The 15000-nt window shown below is 67.8% G+C and carries 7 protein-coding genes and 1 pseudogene; 4 read left to right on the forward strand and 4 right to left on the reverse strand.

Annotated features, from left to right (window positions below; genetic code table 11):
• Positions 1 to 6: 6 nt before the first annotated feature.
• Positions 7 to 3003 (reverse strand): Ig-like domain-containing protein, encoded by a 2997-nt coding sequence (locus ACVTJA_RS23615; protein WP_465839352.1) that lies wholly within the window; start codon positions 3001 to 3003, stop codon positions 7 to 9.
• A gap of 183 nt (positions 3004 to 3186) precedes the next feature.
• On the opposite strand from ACVTJA_RS23615, the gene ACVTJA_RS23620 reads away from it, so the two are divergent.
• The 3 genes and pseudogenes from ACVTJA_RS23620 to ACVTJA_RS23630 form a co-directional block, all read left to right on the forward strand.
• Entirely contained in the window at positions 3187 to 4101 is a 915-nt protein-coding gene (locus ACVTJA_RS23620; RefSeq protein WP_465839354.1) for an RICIN domain-containing protein, read from the forward strand.
• Between the two features lie 88 nt (positions 4102 to 4189).
• Complete coding sequence (locus ACVTJA_RS23625) at positions 4190 to 6040, forward strand: M48 family metallopeptidase (protein WP_465839355.1); 1851 nt, start codon at positions 4190 to 4192, stop codon at positions 6038 to 6040.
• A gap of 63 nt (positions 6041 to 6103) precedes the next feature.
• A pseudogene (locus ACVTJA_RS23630) lies at positions 6104 to 6502 on the forward strand (integrase core domain-containing protein); the annotation flags it as partial.
• A 179-nt stretch (positions 6503 to 6681) separates the two neighbouring features.
• Here ACVTJA_RS23630 and ACVTJA_RS23635 read toward each other — a convergent pair.
• The 3 genes from ACVTJA_RS23635 to ACVTJA_RS23645 all read right to left on the reverse strand — a co-directional run bounded on the left by ACVTJA_RS23635 (position 6682) and on the right by ACVTJA_RS23645 (position 12283).
• Positions 6682 to 10221 carry a putative Ig domain-containing protein gene (locus ACVTJA_RS23635; protein ID WP_465839356.1) on the reverse strand — a complete coding sequence of 1180 codons (3540 nt, stop codon included), beginning with the start codon at positions 10219 to 10221 and terminating at the stop codon, positions 6682 to 6684.
• 109 nt (positions 10222 to 10330) lie between these two features.
• Entirely contained in the window at positions 10331 to 11644 is a 1314-nt protein-coding gene (locus tag ACVTJA_RS23640) for a protein kinase domain-containing protein (RefSeq protein WP_465839358.1), read from the reverse strand.
• 312 nt (positions 11645 to 11956) lie between these two features.
• Complete coding sequence (locus ACVTJA_RS23645) at positions 11957 to 12283, reverse strand: pilus assembly protein N-terminal domain-containing protein (RefSeq protein WP_465839360.1); 327 nt, start codon at positions 12281 to 12283, stop codon at positions 11957 to 11959.
• 569 nt (positions 12284 to 12852) lie between these two features.
• Here ACVTJA_RS23645 and ACVTJA_RS23650 point away from each other — a divergent pair.
• Positions 12853 to 14994, forward strand: coding sequence for a hypothetical protein (locus tag ACVTJA_RS23650; RefSeq protein WP_465839362.1), 2142 nt, complete (start codon positions 12853 to 12855; stop codon positions 14992 to 14994).
• Positions 14995 to 15000: the final 6 nt, after the last annotated feature.

The raw sequence follows: 15000 nt of genomic DNA on the forward strand, positions 1-15000 counted from the left end.
CCTGCGCTACTGACGGAAGTACACGTTGTCGACGTAGAAGGTGCCCGGGGCGGTGGTGAAGAACTTGATCAGCCCCAGACGGTTGAGCCCGCCGGGAGCTCCGGGCGGACCGAGCGCCGAGAGCGGGAGATCGAAAGAGACCCACGCGCCCGCGCCGACGGTGTTGGCGCCTGAAGCGAAGTTGTCGCCGGCGCTGGCTCCGCTCGCCGCGCCGGGCCCGGCGATGGTGCTGGTACCGTCAGCGTTGACCAGGTGAACCTGGAAGTTGGGCGAGCCGTCGGGCGACCACACGTCGAAGTGCAGCGTGGTCATCGTGGTGGCATTGATGAGGTTGGCGCCGGTCTGGGTGCCGCCGTGGCAAATCACCGAGTCGGGCGGCGACGACGTGCCACCCGTCGCTCCGATCAGCTCAATGATGGCGAAGCTGTGGGAGGGCACGGTGTACTTCTTCACCACATGCGAGGTGCCGGCGATGGTGTAGTCGGCGACGGTGGTGCCGGGCGGGCCGAAGCAGCTCGCGCTGTATGAGCCCACCCGCCCGCTGTAGTCGCCGCCCGCGACGCCTCCCGTGTACGTCGCGCTGTACACCGAGATCACGCTCTCGGGCGGGGCGGTCGGCGCGGTCGGCGGCGAAGTGGGGACGTCGCCCCCGCCGCTTCCCGCGTTCTTGAAGAAGTAGATGTTGTCGACGTAGACGGTGCCGCCGTTCGGCGCCACGAGCACGAGCTGGCCGAAGTGCTGCAGTTTGGCGCCCGAGCTGCCGAAGTCGTTGCCAGGGAAGTCGGTGGCGAACGCGAGGTCGTACGAGAGCCACTGCCCGGTCGCGAGCGGCGGCGTCGAGGCCGGTGTCAGCGTGGCGATGCCGCTCATCTCGCCGCCGTTGAGCAGGCCGTTGGGCCCCGCGTCGACGAGCTTGATCTGCAGGTTGCTGGCGTTGTCCGGCGTCCACACGTCGACATGCAGGTGGGTCATTGCGCTGATGTCGAGCTCGTTGCTTCCGGTGATGGTGCCGTTGCAGCTTCCCGGCTGGGTCGCGCCGGTTTTTCCGAGCAGCTCGATGCCGACGTAGTTCGCAGTGGGGGTCATCACGTACTTGCGCGGGTTGGCGGTCTGGCCCGTCACGGTGATTGGGAACACATCGCCGCCGGCCGCCGCGCTCCAGCAGGTGCGCCACGTGTCGACGTTGGCGCTGCGATCCGAGGTGGTCCCGTTGTAGCCACCCGGCACCGAGCTGTAGACCGAGATCACCTCGGCGCCGGCCGGGCTCGCGGGGACGGGCGGCAGGGTGGTCGGCGTGGCGAGGGCGCTCGCCGTCACGGTGAGGGCGAGCTGATTGGCCGTGGAGACCGTGCCCAGCGAGGCGGTGATGTTGGCGACCAGCGGTGAGGTGCCGGCGTTGGTGCCGGTGATGAGGCCGCCTTCGCCCACCACGGCGCCCGCGTGGTCCGAGGCGAACGTGAAGTAGCCGGGGCTGGGGACGCGCAGGGTGACCGGCTGCGAGTTGATGGTGTAGTCGATCTTCAAGTCGCTCCGCTGCACCGTGTAGCTGGCGCCGCTCGCGAGCTGAGCCGCGGTGTTGAGCCAGGCCGGCGCCGGCTCGCCGAGCACGCTGCTGCCGAGCCGCTCGTACTGGATGTCGGCGAGCCAGACGGTGGTCGAGGTGCCGGTGGGGCTGTGGTTGGTGCCGTCGGCGAAGTGGAAGAGGCCATCGATGGCGGTCAGCTTCGACGCCAGCGGAATGGGCACGATGAACTTCTGCCACGTGGTGGTGAGTGCGAAGCCGTTCTGCTCGACATCGTAGAGGTTCGGGCCCACCGCGTTGTTGCCCAGGCCGACCTTCTCGAACGTCAGCGGTTCGCTCGCCTTGGCCCAGAAGGTGACCGCATCGAACGAGGTGAGATTGCGCGGACCGCGGGTGTCGACGAAGGCGCCCCCGGTGTAGCCGCTCTCCGGGTAGACGATCTTGAGCGACGCGTGACCGGTGTCGTTGAGGGTGGTGGCGGTGTCCACGCTGATGTTGTTGGTCGATTCGCCGAAGGAAGTGAACTCCACCCCGGCGCCGTACGCTCCGGCGTAGAAGACCACGCCCACCGAGTCCGGGGTGACGTTGACGACGGTAGAGCCTTCGACCGTGGCTGCCCCCTCGGGAGTCACGCTTGCGGTGATGGTGGTGCTGCCGCTCGCCACGGCGGTGACGAGGCCGGCCGCGGTGACCTTGGCGGTGGCGGGCGCGAGCGAGGTGAACGTCGCGCTCGAGGTCAGATTCCGCGTGGGGCCCGAGTTGTACGTGCCGGTGACGACGAGCTGCGCGGTGGCCCCGGGCGTCAGCGGCACCGGGTTGGGCGTGACCGAGATCGAGACCAGCGTCGGTGCCGCCGACACCACGGTGACCGCGACGGTGGTGGTCTTACCCGATGCGGTCACGGTGATGGTGGCGTCGCCCGCGGCAACGGCGGTGATGACGCCCGCGGCGCTGACTTTCGCCACGTCGGGAGCCGACGAGGCGAAGGTCGCGCTCGAGGTGAGCGTTGCGCTCGTGTCGTCGTCGTAGCTGCCCGTCACCGCGAGCGGCTGCGAGTCACCGACCTTGAGGTCGACGGTGGCCGGCGTGGCCGAGAGCGAGACCAGCGATGGCGTCGGGGCCGTGACCGTGATGGTCGCGGTGGCTGTCTGGTCGCCGACGGACGCCGTGATGGTCGCGCTGCCGGCGGAGACACCGGTGACCACGCCGGTCTCGCTCACCCTTGCGACGCCCGCGGCCGACGTGGCCCACGTGGCGGTGCCGACGGCCTGTTTCGACCCGTCGCTGAACGTGCGCTCGACCTTGAGCGCTTGCGTCTGCCCGGTAGCGACGGTCGCCGTCGATGGCGAAATCGCGAGACTACTGGAGACGGAAGACCCGCAGCCGATTGCCAGGAAGATGAGGATGAAGCCGCAGATACCGCGCACGGGTTGGAGCAATGTTGTTCCCTCGGTCGGATACTTTGTTCGATTCTCGAACAAACTATCCTTGACTCAGCGATGTAAAGGCGCGGTGCGTCGTCCCCTCGATTTGCGTCACCCTCCAGAGCCCCCGCTGACACCGCGAGACCTCCCACTGTCGAGCCCGCCTTCCACGGATTGTCCTGCTCGCTGCCGTCTGCTCGGTGATGGCAGCCTGTTCGGCACAGGTCGAAGCCCAAGATCGTGCTCTTCACGGCGCCGATCGACGGTCCGGTCGGCTTCCACAAAACCCTCGTTGCGAACGGTACGACACGGGCGAACCAGTACGGCCAGTATCTCGGCAATCGCTACAAGAACAACCACAACATCGTCTGGTGGATGGGCGGCGACTCTTTCGATGTCGACGTCAATGACAAGGCGCTCATGGCCGCGGTGGCGAGCGGCATCACGAGCGCGGACAACGTCAATCCGAAGCTCTTCGTGCTCCAGCTCGCACCCACCACGGGGACCAGCTCTAAGGAATCCAAGCGGATGCCCGTGTTCGTGCTCCAAGAGCTCAGCCACGCCTATCATGACCAGGTGCTCGGCTGGGAGCACGCCGGCCTCGCGGCTGTCTATGAGCGCGCGATGGCAAGCAAGAGCTACGACTGCGTGGAGCGCTGGCATGGGCCCGAGCTGCCCAACACGTCGGAGGCGCTCTTCGGCCGCAACGACTTCTATCCTTTCACACGTGAAGAGCTGGGCAAGCACGACCCGGGCATGCTCGCGCTGCTCCAGCAGGTGTGGCAGGTGCCCACGACCACGACACCCACCCCGCCCACGACACCCACCCCGCCGCCGGTGTCCGCCGCCTTCGATGCCTGCAGCTACTACCGGTTGACGACCCTGTCGCAGGGCGATGGCATGTCGCTGGACATTCTCTATGACGGCAAGGCCAACAACGTGCCCATCCTCGCCAAGACGCGCAACGTCGATGGGCAGGCGTGGAAGCTGACTCCGGAGGCCAACGGCTCCTACCGGCTGACGACCCAGGCGCAGGGCGACGCGCTGTCACTGGCCATCGTCAATGACGGCAGGGCCAACAACATCCCCATCCTCGCCAAGACAGGCAATGTCTCGGGGCAGCTGTGGAAGGTGGCCTCCGTGCTCCCTCGTTGATAGGTGGAGGATTCGCCGTGAGCCAGGACTGGGGGACACCGGGCTTCCCGCCCGCTAGTGCAACACGGTAGCGTCTAGCGGGTCCCCCATGAAATCCACCGTTTCTGCTTCCGGCATCCTGCGCGTCTACGCGCGACCCGCCCTCCTGCTCCTCGCGCTCCCGCTGTTCGGGCTGTGGTTCGCCCAGCACGCCATCGGCCGCTACGACCGCGAAATCCTCGCCAACATCGAGAGCAGCATCGCCAAGGACGCCGAGCTCGACAGCGCGCGCCGGCAGGAATATCTGGAGTACTTCCGCGCCGTGCCGGCCTCGGCGGCGTGTCTCTCCGAGGGCGAGGAGCTGGCGGACTTCCGCAAAAACCTCGGCGAGACGTGCTCGGACTTCAAGCAGTTCAACTGGATGTACCTCGCCGCGCTCGCCTCGTTGGTCCTGGGGGGCGCGTCCACGCTGATTGCCCTGCTGTGCGCGCTGGCGGCGTTCGTCTCGCGGCCCTTCCAGTACGGCAGCTTCGTGGTGGGCTGGAACGTGCTCCGCATCACGGGGGCGCTGCAGGTCATCACGCAGGGCGCCCTCGCGGTGGGGCTGTCCTATTGGGTGACGGCGCTGTGGACCCACAGCTACTACCCGAAGCTCATCATCGGCATCGGCCTGGTGGTGGCCATCGCCCTCTTCATCGTGGTGCTCGCCATCTTCAGCCGCCCGTCGATGGACTTCGAGGTGGAGGCGGAGGTGCTGGAGCCTTCACAGGCGCCGGAGCTCTGGGCGCGCGTGCGCAAGCTCTGTGAGCGGCTCCAGTCGCCGCCGCCGAACAACCTCCTCGCAGGCATCGACACCAACTTCTTCGTCACCGAGCACGACGTGCGCGTCGGAGACCGCACCCTCTCGGGCCGGACGCTCTTCGTGAGCCTGTCCCTGCTGCGCCTGCTGGAGCGCTCCGAGGCGGACGCGGTGCTCGCGCACGAGATGGGGCACCTGCTCGGAGGCGACACGGGGCACAGCAAGCGGCTGGCGCCCATGCTCGCGCGCTTCGGGTCGTACCTGGAGACCCTCCAAATCGGCGTCCTCACGTGGCCCATCTACTACTTCATGCTGGCCTATCGCGGCCTCTTCGAGCTGTCCCTCGGGGCCAGCCGGCGCGCGAGCGAGCTCGCTGCGGACCGGCTCGCCGCGAGCGTGACGTCGGGCGGCGACATCGCCCGCTCGCTGGTGAAGGTGGGCGCGTACGCCAGCTTCCGCAACCGCGTGGAGGAGGAGCTCTTCTCGCGCAGCCACCAGCACGAGTCCGTGGCGATTGCGCAGCGGGTGGCGCTGGGCTTCACGCAGTACGCCCGCTCCGAGGCCGTGCACGGAGACCTGCACGGCACGACGACGCCCCACCCCTTCGACTCCCACCCGCCGCTCGGCGTGCGCCTGGAGAACGTGGGCCAGAAGCTCGGCCCGGATGACGTGGTGCAGCTGCTGCTGGAGCCGGCCCAGGACTCCTGGGCGAGCGCCATCATCGACGCGGAGGCCATTGAGGCACGCCTGTGGGGAGCGTACGAGGCGCGCTTCTCGCAGGCACACGACCTGTCGCTCGCCTACCGCTACGAGCCGTCCACCGAGGAGGAGCGCCAGCACGTGGAGAAGCACTTCCCGCCCGTGACGTTCCCCGGCAAGGAGGACGGGCCGTCGGTGGACCTGAGCTACGCCGAGGTGCACTGCACGGAGTGGGACAGGTCCCTGCGCCTGGAGGAGGTGAAGACGGTCACCAAGGAGGAGCGCTTCCTCAAGAAGTACCTGGACCTGCAGGTACTGGGCACCGGCCCCTTCGCGGAGACGTACTCCATCTGCTTGAACAAGCTCCAGGACCCGGACGCGCTGCTCGAAGCCTTCGACCGCTACCTCGGACGCCAGCGGGCGGCGGAGGAGCACCAGAAGAGCTCTCAGAACGCCGCCTAGGTCCTGTCTGACGGATGCAGGTGGCGCAGGTAGGGGGGATGAGCGCCACCTGCCCCATGGCCAGTCATCGAGGTGCTCTCGCGCCTGGTGGCGGTGCACGGTCCGCCGAAGTACCTGCGCAGCGACAATGGCCCGGAGTTCATCGCCAAGGCCCTGCGCAGATGGCTGGAGGCCAGCGGCATCCAGACGGTCTACAGCGAACCGGGCAAGCCCTGGCAGAACGACACCAACGAGAGCTTCAACGGTCGCTTCCGCGACGAGTGCCTGTCGGCGGAGTGGTTTGCCAGCAGGAGGGAGGCCGTCGTCCTCATCGAGGCGTGGCGGCGCGACTACAACGAGAAGCGTCCGCACAGCAGTCTGGGCTACAAGACACCCGCGGAGGTCGGAGCTCGCCGTGCCCATGCGGGCCCCGCCGCATCATCCCCCGAGCACGGTATCCGCAGCGCCGCAGGACTCTCGTAACTCGTGGCCCGAAGAACGGGGGCAGATCACAGCTCCATGCGTCCGCGCTGAAGATGCGCGGCACCGTGCTCGCTCAGTGCCGGTGTGGAGTCGAGCACGAGTGCCCTGCGTCCGCGCTGCCGTGGTGCTGGACTATCGAGCGCGTACTCCTTTCCCACGGAGCGCACGGACGCGTTGGCTCAGAACGCCCCGCCATTCGCGCGCCGTCCAGGGGACGAGCCGAGCGTGGGGTTGAGCTGGGGATGGGGGACGAAGGGCGCGTCGGCCTGGGCGTCGGGTGAGCGATTGATGGAGACGTTGTCCTGGGTGGACGTGTAGCTCAAGTCATCCACGACGGACGAGCTCAGTGCACGCAGGAACACGGAATCGCTGCCGTTGCTGAGCCCGAGCGTTCCGGTCGATGCGGACACGGTGTTCGGTGTACCGGGCGAGAAGCCACGAGCCCCACCGAAGACAACGTACGCCGAGCCCGCGGGCAAGAGCGTCCCGTTGGCGAAGACATGACGGACGTTGAGGGCATCCGACAAGGTCCACCCGGACAGGTCGGCGGGAGCAGTGCCGAGGTTGACCAGCTCGATGAACTCGTAATCGGGGTCCGGCGCGGAGCTGCCGTCGCTGTACGTGATGGAGGGCTCGTTGGCGAGGACCTCGTTGATGATCACCGTCGGAGTGGCCGGCGTCGCTCCGCCAAAGGCATAGCGGCTGATGACCGGGTAGTGGTCGCTGACGACGTTGCCGTAGTCGGGAATCCCCGTGGGCCGGACGACCTTCAGCGAGCCGGGGACGAAGGCCCCGGCGACGCTCGCGTTGACGAGGGTGTGGTCGATGGTGTCGACATGACTGGTGGTGGTGCTCTCCGAGCGACTCGACAGGGCCCGGGTCATGAAGGTGTAGCGCAAGTCGCTGGTGAAGTTCTCGTAAGGCGTGACCATGGGCACACCGGCGATGGTGGTGATGGACTCGTCCACGTCGTCATTCCAGTCTCCGATGACGAACACGCGCTCGAATGCATGGGTATCGAGGTAGTACTTGAGCCCGGTGCTCGCATCCTGTCGCCGCGCATGTGAGTACTCGTCGGCGAACGCCTTCATGTGCAGGACGATGACGGTGAGGGGCGTGGACGTCCCGCGGAGGGTGAAGTCGACGCGGAGAGGAGGGCGTCCGCCGAAAATGGAGGCGCTCTCCACGAGGATGAGCTCGGCGCTCTGGAAGGTGACGCTGTCGTCGTAGACGATGGCCAGCTTCTGACCGTTCGTGGAGTAGTAGTTGCCGGCGTTGGGGACGCGGCTCGAGTCATTGGAGATGAAGCCGGAGTGGTTGGGGAGCTGCGCGAGCAGGGAGTCGAAGTCCTGACTGTCGACGACTTCGACGAGCCCCCAGATGTTGGCGCCGGTGGCGCGGAGGATGTCGCGGGCGTGCGCGATTTGCAGGTCATCGAGCGCGCCGCCGGGAGAGGTGGAGTTCGGAGGGCCCTCGGTGTCCGAGCCGAACCACTCGAGGTTCCAGTGGCCCACGGTGAGCTCGGTCGTGGCGGGGAGGATGTTGAGCGGCAGCTCGTGTGAGTCGAAGGTGTTCTGGTCGTCGGTCACCACGAACGTGATGCGCGGAGCTCCAGCCGTGGTGGGGGTGCCGGAGAGTGTTCCCGTCGTGGAGAGCGAGAGCCCCTCGGGCAGGGTGCTCTGGGTGCTCCACCGGAGGGGCGCGCGGCCGCCGGACGCGGTGAGGGTGACGGAGTAGGGCCGGCCCACGGTGGCGTCGGGCAGGGCCTCGGTCGTCACCGTGGGAGGCGGGTAGATGGTGGTGAACGAGAGGCTCTTGTCCGCGAAGCGGCCATTGGCGTCGGTGGCGCGGGCAGTGAAGGTGGTGGAGCTCGCGGTGGTGGTGCCGCTGATGCCGCCGGAGGAGGAGAGGCTCAGTCCCGAGGGCAGCTCACCCGAGGCGATGCTCCAGGTGATGGGCGCCTTGCCACCGGAGGAGGTGAGTTGGGTCGAGTACGGCTGTCCGAGCGTGGCGGGAGGCAGCAGGTCCGTGGTGACGCTGGGGAGCGTGTAGACGGAGACCGTGACATCACGAGTCGCGGAGCGGCTGGCGCCGTCGGTGACGCGAACGGTGATGTTGGACGTGGCGGCGGTGGGGCCGAGGGTGCCGGAGACGAGCCCGTTGTCAGGTGAGAGGGTGAGTCCCGAGGGCAGGCTCCCCGAGGCGAGGGACCAGGTGAAGGGAGCACGTCCACCAGCAGCGGTAAGGGAGCTGGAGTACGAGGTGCCCGAGTAGCCGTCACCGAGCGCGCCGCTCAGGGTGAGCGGAGCAGCGACGATGAGCGCGAAGGAGCGGCTGTCGGTGCGTCCATTCGCGTCGGAGACGCCCAGGGTGAACGCGTGGGCGCCCGGGGTCGAGGGCGTGCCGCTCAGCGCGCCCTGGGTCGACAGCGAGAGACCCGAGGGAAGCGCGCCGGAGGCCAGCGTCCACGAAAGGGCCCCCTGTCCACCCGTGGCGGCGAGGGTGTGTTGATAAGCGATGCCGCGAGTCCCATCGGGGAGGCTCTGCATCGTGATGGTGGGCGGCTCGAAAACGGAGACGGAGACGGTGCGCGAGACGGTGCGGCTGTTGGCGTCACTGGCGACGACGACGAAGGTGAAGACGCCGCTCTGCGTGGGCTGGCCGTGGAGGAGCCCTTCGCGAGCGAGGGTGATTCCGGGAGGAAGCGGACCCGTCGTGGAGAACAGGTAGGGGGCCTTGCCCTGGGAGGCTTCGAGGGGACGGGTGACGTTGTCCCGGACGTAGAGGCTCGATGCCGGAACGGCGGCGAGCGCTGGGGGCAGATAGGTCGAGAGTGAGACCTCACGTGAATCCGTGGCGCCGAGGGCGTCCGTGACACGAAGGACGAACGTGAAGTCACCCGACGTGGTGGGAGTCCCTTCGAGGTTCCCCGAGTCACGGAAGCTCAGTCCGGGAGGCAGCGTCCCGCTGACGAAGGCCCATGTATACGGCGCCTTGCCACCGAGCGCGGTGATGGCCTGGGCGTAGGCCCTGTCGGTATAGGCATCGGGAAGGTGTGTGGAGGTGACGGTGAGGCCGTCGCGGATGGTGAGCTGGAAGGCGGCGGAAGCCGAGCGGCCGTTGGCGTCACGGACCTCGAGGGTGAAGGACGAGGTGCCGGCGGTGGTGGGTGAGCCGACGAGGGACAGGGCTTCGAGGCGGAGTCCCGCGGGCAATGTGCCCGCGGCGACATGGAGGGGCAGGGGAGGGCGGCCGCCCGAGGCCGTGAAGGCGAAGGAGTAGGGGCCACCGACGACGCCGAGCGACAGGTTCGCGCTGGCGAGGGTCGGGGGTGTGAGGACGGTGAGCTCGAACTGCTTGGAGATGCGAGTGCCGGAGGCGTCCTCGACCTGGAAGGTGACGGCGAAGGTGCCGACGGCGGCGGAGGTTCCGGACACGAGTCCCTGGTCGGAGAGTCTCAAGCCGGAGGGCAGCTCACCACTGGAGAGGCTCCAGACGAGGGGCGCGGTACCGCCGGAGGCGACGAGGGGCGAGGCGTACGACTCACCGAGGTACGCGTCGGGGAGTGAGGAGGTCTGGAGGGAGAGCGGAGTGCCGCCGCCGCCATCGGAGGGGCCGGAGCCCGAGTCGGGAGTGTCAGGGAGCTTCGGCGACGGGGAGCTGGAGCACGCGGCGAGGAAGAGTGCGAGCAGGAGCGACGGGGCGCGATGTAGCCGCATAAGACTCCGGTCCATTGGAGCTGGAGGAATTGCTCCGTGGCGAAGTTGACACTGTAGTCACCGGGAATGACACGGATTCAAGGAGTCTCGGTCCTGGGCTTCCCTGAGGTCAGTGCGCGGTGACGGACAGGGTGAAGAGCTGCATCTCCGAGCTCTCGTTGCTCCAAATCACCAGGTGCGTGGCGCCCACCGTCCTGCCCGTCAGGCGCAGCACGCCGCCGCCCAGCATCTCTATCTCCATGATGGTCGGTTCGCCCACCGCGATGCGCTGGATGCCGGGGATACGCAGCTCCTTCACCTGTCCAATGCGCAGCGAGATGAGCGGGTTCGGCGGGACATCACGCTCCGCCGCGACCGGGGCTGCTTGCACCTTCGCGTCAGGTCGCTCGGAGTGCAAAGGCTGCTTCCATAGGAACACCCCGATTCCCACGCCCATCAACACGACAGCGACTCCTCCCAGGCGATGCAGCCGCGACGGAGGTGGCAGGGAGAGCGCCGCCATCAGCGCATCCATGGAAGGGAATCGCTCCTCCGGGGCCTCCGCGAGCCCCCGGGCCAGGGCGGCGCGGACGTGCTTCGGCAGGTCCGAAGTCCGCGGTCCCCGCTGAAGGGCCTGTCGTGACGAGGGCGTGGAAACGCTCGGCGGCCGCTCACCCTGGAGTGCCTCATGGAGCGCGACACAGAAGCTGTACTGGTCACTGCGCGCGTCCACGGCCCGGCCTGCCCGTTGCTCGGGAGACATGTAGGCGGGCGTACCCGGAACCCGGCCCCGCTGCGTGAGCGCATGCGCCTCCGCGGGAGCGGCTTCGTCTCTCGCTCCAGACGTCACGGCCCGCTGCTCCTCCGTGCCGTGCCTCGCGAGGCCGAAGTCCGAGACACGCACCCGTCCGTCGAGTCCCACCAGGACGTTGGAGGGCTTGAAGTCGCGGTGGACCAGTCCCGCCCGGTGCGCGGCGGCAAGCCCCGCTCCCGCTGCGAGGAACACCTCCAGCACCTCGCGCCATGGACGCTCGCGCTCGCGGAGCCAGCTCGCGAGCGTCGTGCCTTCCACCCACTCCATGGCCAGGAAATCGCGCCCCTCCGCCGTGCCCAGCTCGAAGATGGGCAACACATTGGGATGTGACAGCCGCGCCATCGCCTGGGCTTCCCGGTGCAGTCGCGCTCGGCCTTCTTCCTCCGCTCCCTCCTGCAGTGGCCTCAGCAGCTTGAGCGCCACCCGCCGCCCCAGCCGCGGGTCGTCCGCCGCGTACACCACGCCCATGCCCCCCATGCCCAGCACGCCGCGAACCACGTAGGGCCCGAGCTGCGTCCCCGGCGGAAGCTTCTCTTCCCGCCGAGCGTCCGACAGCGTGGGCGCACCGGTATCCAGCCGCGTGGGCGCCTCCAACCCGCCCGTGCCCGGATGAGAGGCTTCAGCCGCCACGGCAGCCACCAGTGCCCGGCAATCCGCACAGCCAGAGAGGTGTGCTTCCACCCCTGGCACCTTCACCCCGGGAAGCGAGCCGGTTGCGAAAGCCGCGAGCAGGTTCTCGTCCGGGCACACCGGCATGGGAGGGCAGGGCAGCGGGTTCATGGCGTGCGTCGAATCTTCGCAGCCCGGACATGCGCCGGAAAGCCGGGGGCGGCGTGACGAAGCGCCACGACACGCCCCTCCATCATGCGCTGCTCGCGCGTGGAGCATCCAGGCCCCCATGCTGGGAGCCCGGAATCCCCCGCCGCGCGTGGGCCGCGTGGGTCAGTCGTGAACGACGATGCGGTAGGTGCCGCGCTTGTTCTCGGGTCCCGACCAGACGAGCAGCGTCGTCTCCCCGGCCTTGCTGCCGGTGAGGCGCAGCACGTCCTTGTTCGGTACGTCGACGTCGGCCACCTCCGGGTCGTCAATCGCGACACGGACCATGCCCGGCACGCGCAGGTCCTTCTGGCCGCCCTTCTTCAGCGTCACCGTCCCCTCAGGGTTTGGCGCGGCCTCGGCGGCCTTGGCCGGCTTCGTCTCCTCCGCCGCCAGTACAGGGGTTCCCACCAACGTCAGCGCGACCAGGGCCAGCTTCATTCCGTGATGCATGGGGTGCGTCCTCCAGGGGGTTGTTCCACCTTCACCGGGATGACACCGGCCACCTCGAGGCGTTGCACGACACCTCAGAAATATTCTGGGCGCACGAGGCTACCCGGGCTTGCTCAGCAGGGAAGGGAGGCTCAGGTCCAGCTCGCCGTGCGCGCGGCCGGATCCGGATCGCTCATGCCGCCGCATGCGCGTGGTGGCGTTCTGCTGACGACGCGCTGCCTCAATCGTCCTGCAGCGGACGCTTGCATCCCTCTACGGGTTTCCCCGCACTCCCTCCACGCCCTCCGGGCCGTTGATGCGCCACCCGCCGCGCCGACGCGTCAATCGCGGCTGCTAACGCGTCGGTTGTCGCACTGGCGTGTCAGTCCTTCCTCCTGACACGTGCCCTCCCCAGGGCACCACGCCGCGATTCCCTCGCGAGAGCCCTCTTCCCAGCAGCGCGTCGCCCTGGCGCAAGCCATGCACAACGCCGGCGCCGCAGTGCACCTGAGCCGGAGAACTGTATGCCTTTACCTGGATGTCCCCGCCATGTCGCACCCCCAACCCGCCCTCGCCACCGAGGTGGCGGCGTGTGGGCGGGCCTCTTCTCCGCGCTCCTGCTGCTGGGCTCGACAGCCTCCGCCCAGCCCTCCGCCCCCGCGGGCAAGCCCAGTGCTCTCAACAATGGCAGCGCGGCGGAGGCATCGGCCTACTACAAGAAACTCGCAAGGACGCTGAACTTCCTCACGCCGGAGACCATCGAGTCGAAGGCAAACATGCAGGAGCTGCTCAACTATCTCGGCTACTCGGAGCTCACTCCCGAGGTCGTGGAGTTCGAGGCCCCTGAGAAGTTGATGGGCGCCGGCTCGAACCCGCCCCCTGCGTCTGCCTTTCCCTACTGTGGCAAGTCCATCGAGCTCAAGTCGTGGAAGGGCGACTCGCTGAACCGTCCCGACACCACCCAGGGTGTCACCTCCGCATCCACGGGGACCGGCAACGTCTGGGCCGTCGAGTGCGTGGGAGACAAGGTCCGGTTCAAGTCCTCGAAGGGCGACTACCTGCACCGCCCCGACAGCAACCAGGGCATCACCACCTGGCACACGGGCCCCGGTAACGATTGGGCGGCCGAGTTCACCAACGGCAAGCTCATGCTCAAGTCGTGGAAGGGTGACTACCTGCACCGCCCCGACAGCATCAAGGGCGTCACCACCTGGCACTCGGGCATCGGCAATCAGTGGACCGTCGTCGAGCGCGGCGGCCCCAACCCACCCCCTGCGTCGGCCTTCCCCTACTGTGGCAAGCCCATCGAGCTCAAGTCGTGGAAGGGTGATTCTCTGAACCGTCCCGACACCGCCCAGGGTGTCGCCACCGCATCCACGGGGACCGGCAACATCTGGACCGCCGAGTGCGTGGGAAACAAGGTCCGGCTCAAGTCCTCGAAGGGGGACTACCTGCACCGCCCCGACAGCCCGCAGGGCGTCACCACCTGGACCACGGGCCCCGGCAACGATTGGACGGCCGAGTTCACCAACGGCAAGCTCATGCTCAAGTCGTGGAAGGGTGACTACCTGCACCGCCCCGACACCGCCCAGGGCGTCACCTCCTGGCACACGGGCATCGGCAATCAGTGGACCGTCGTCGAGCGCACCTCGCCGCCTCCCCGCCAGAAGGGGGACATCCTCGTCTCCCGCTTCTTCGCGCCAAAGATTGTCAACTTCGCCGTGGCGCCCGAGAAGCGCAACATCGGCTGGCGCCGGCTGGTGCGCATCAACTCCCGCCCCAACTCCGAGGCGGCGAAGCACCACGTGGAGAGCGCGTGGATCCTCTTCAACCACTTCACCAGCCCGCCCGTCCATAGCCCCTTCGGAGGCAAGGGCTCCGTCAACACCCAGGTGTCCCTCGTCACGCACTGCACCGGAACCAGGGAGGAGTGCGCGGAGGTCGACAGCATCTACTGGGTGGACTTCGGCCCCTCGGCGAACGGCTACAAGCTCTCCTACCAGCTCGATGCCTTCTTCGACGCGGGCAACCTGGTGGCCGCGGGTGACACGGCCGGCGCGGCGCCCTACTTCGTGCCCAATGGTTGCGATACCTGCCACGGCTCGCTCAAGGGGCAGGCCATCCTCAACCTCCTGGATACGGACCACTGGATGGACCGCCTCACGGATGGCGACTTCCCGGCCCTGGCCAAACCAGACGCCCCGGCCCCGCTGTTCGATGCTGGCAAGGATACGAAGTCGCCCCAGTACGCCGCGGCCTTCGACATCCTTCGCACCGTCAACCGGGAGATCGCCGACCAGCAGCGGCGCGTCAACAACCAGAGCTTCCAGCTCGCCGCCACCGACAAGTGGCTGCAGTTGCACCAGAACTCGGTCCAGCCGGAGCCGGACCTCATCACACGCGGCTTCGAGTTCGCCAACTTCAACCACCCGCTCCACAGGACGCGCAAGCCGACGCCCACGCCCCTGACGTGGAGCTCCAAGCCTCAGGACAAGGAGATGCTGGGGCTGCTGAACAAGTACTGCTACCGCTGTCATGGCGCCATTCGCTTCGATGTCTTCAGCAAGGACCTGATCGCCGACCAGACCAGTCCCATGCTCGACCGCCTCGACCCGAACCCCACCCAGGCCAAGATCATCGGCTTCAAGATGCCCCCCGACCGCGACATGCCCGCGAAGGACAAGCAGCGCCTGTTGGACCTCCTCGACCAGCTTGACCAGGAAACCCACTGAAAGAAC

This window comes from Pyxidicoccus sp. M6, from assembly GCF_055568925.1.

What these genes read in the sequence shown, in the direction of transcription:
- ACVTJA_RS23625 (WP_465839355.1), top strand. Translation starts at nt 4,190, where the DNA reads ATGAAATCCACCGTTTCTGCTTCCGGCATCCTGCGCGTCTACGCGCGA.
- ACVTJA_RS23635 (WP_465839356.1), bottom strand. Translation starts at nt 10,221, where the DNA reads ATGCGGCTACATCGCGCCCCGTCGCTCCTGCTCGCACTCTTCCTCGCC.
- ACVTJA_RS23645 (WP_465839360.1), bottom strand. Translation starts at nt 12,283, where the DNA reads ATGCATCACGGAATGAAGCTGGCCCTGGTCGCGCTGACGTTGGTGGGA.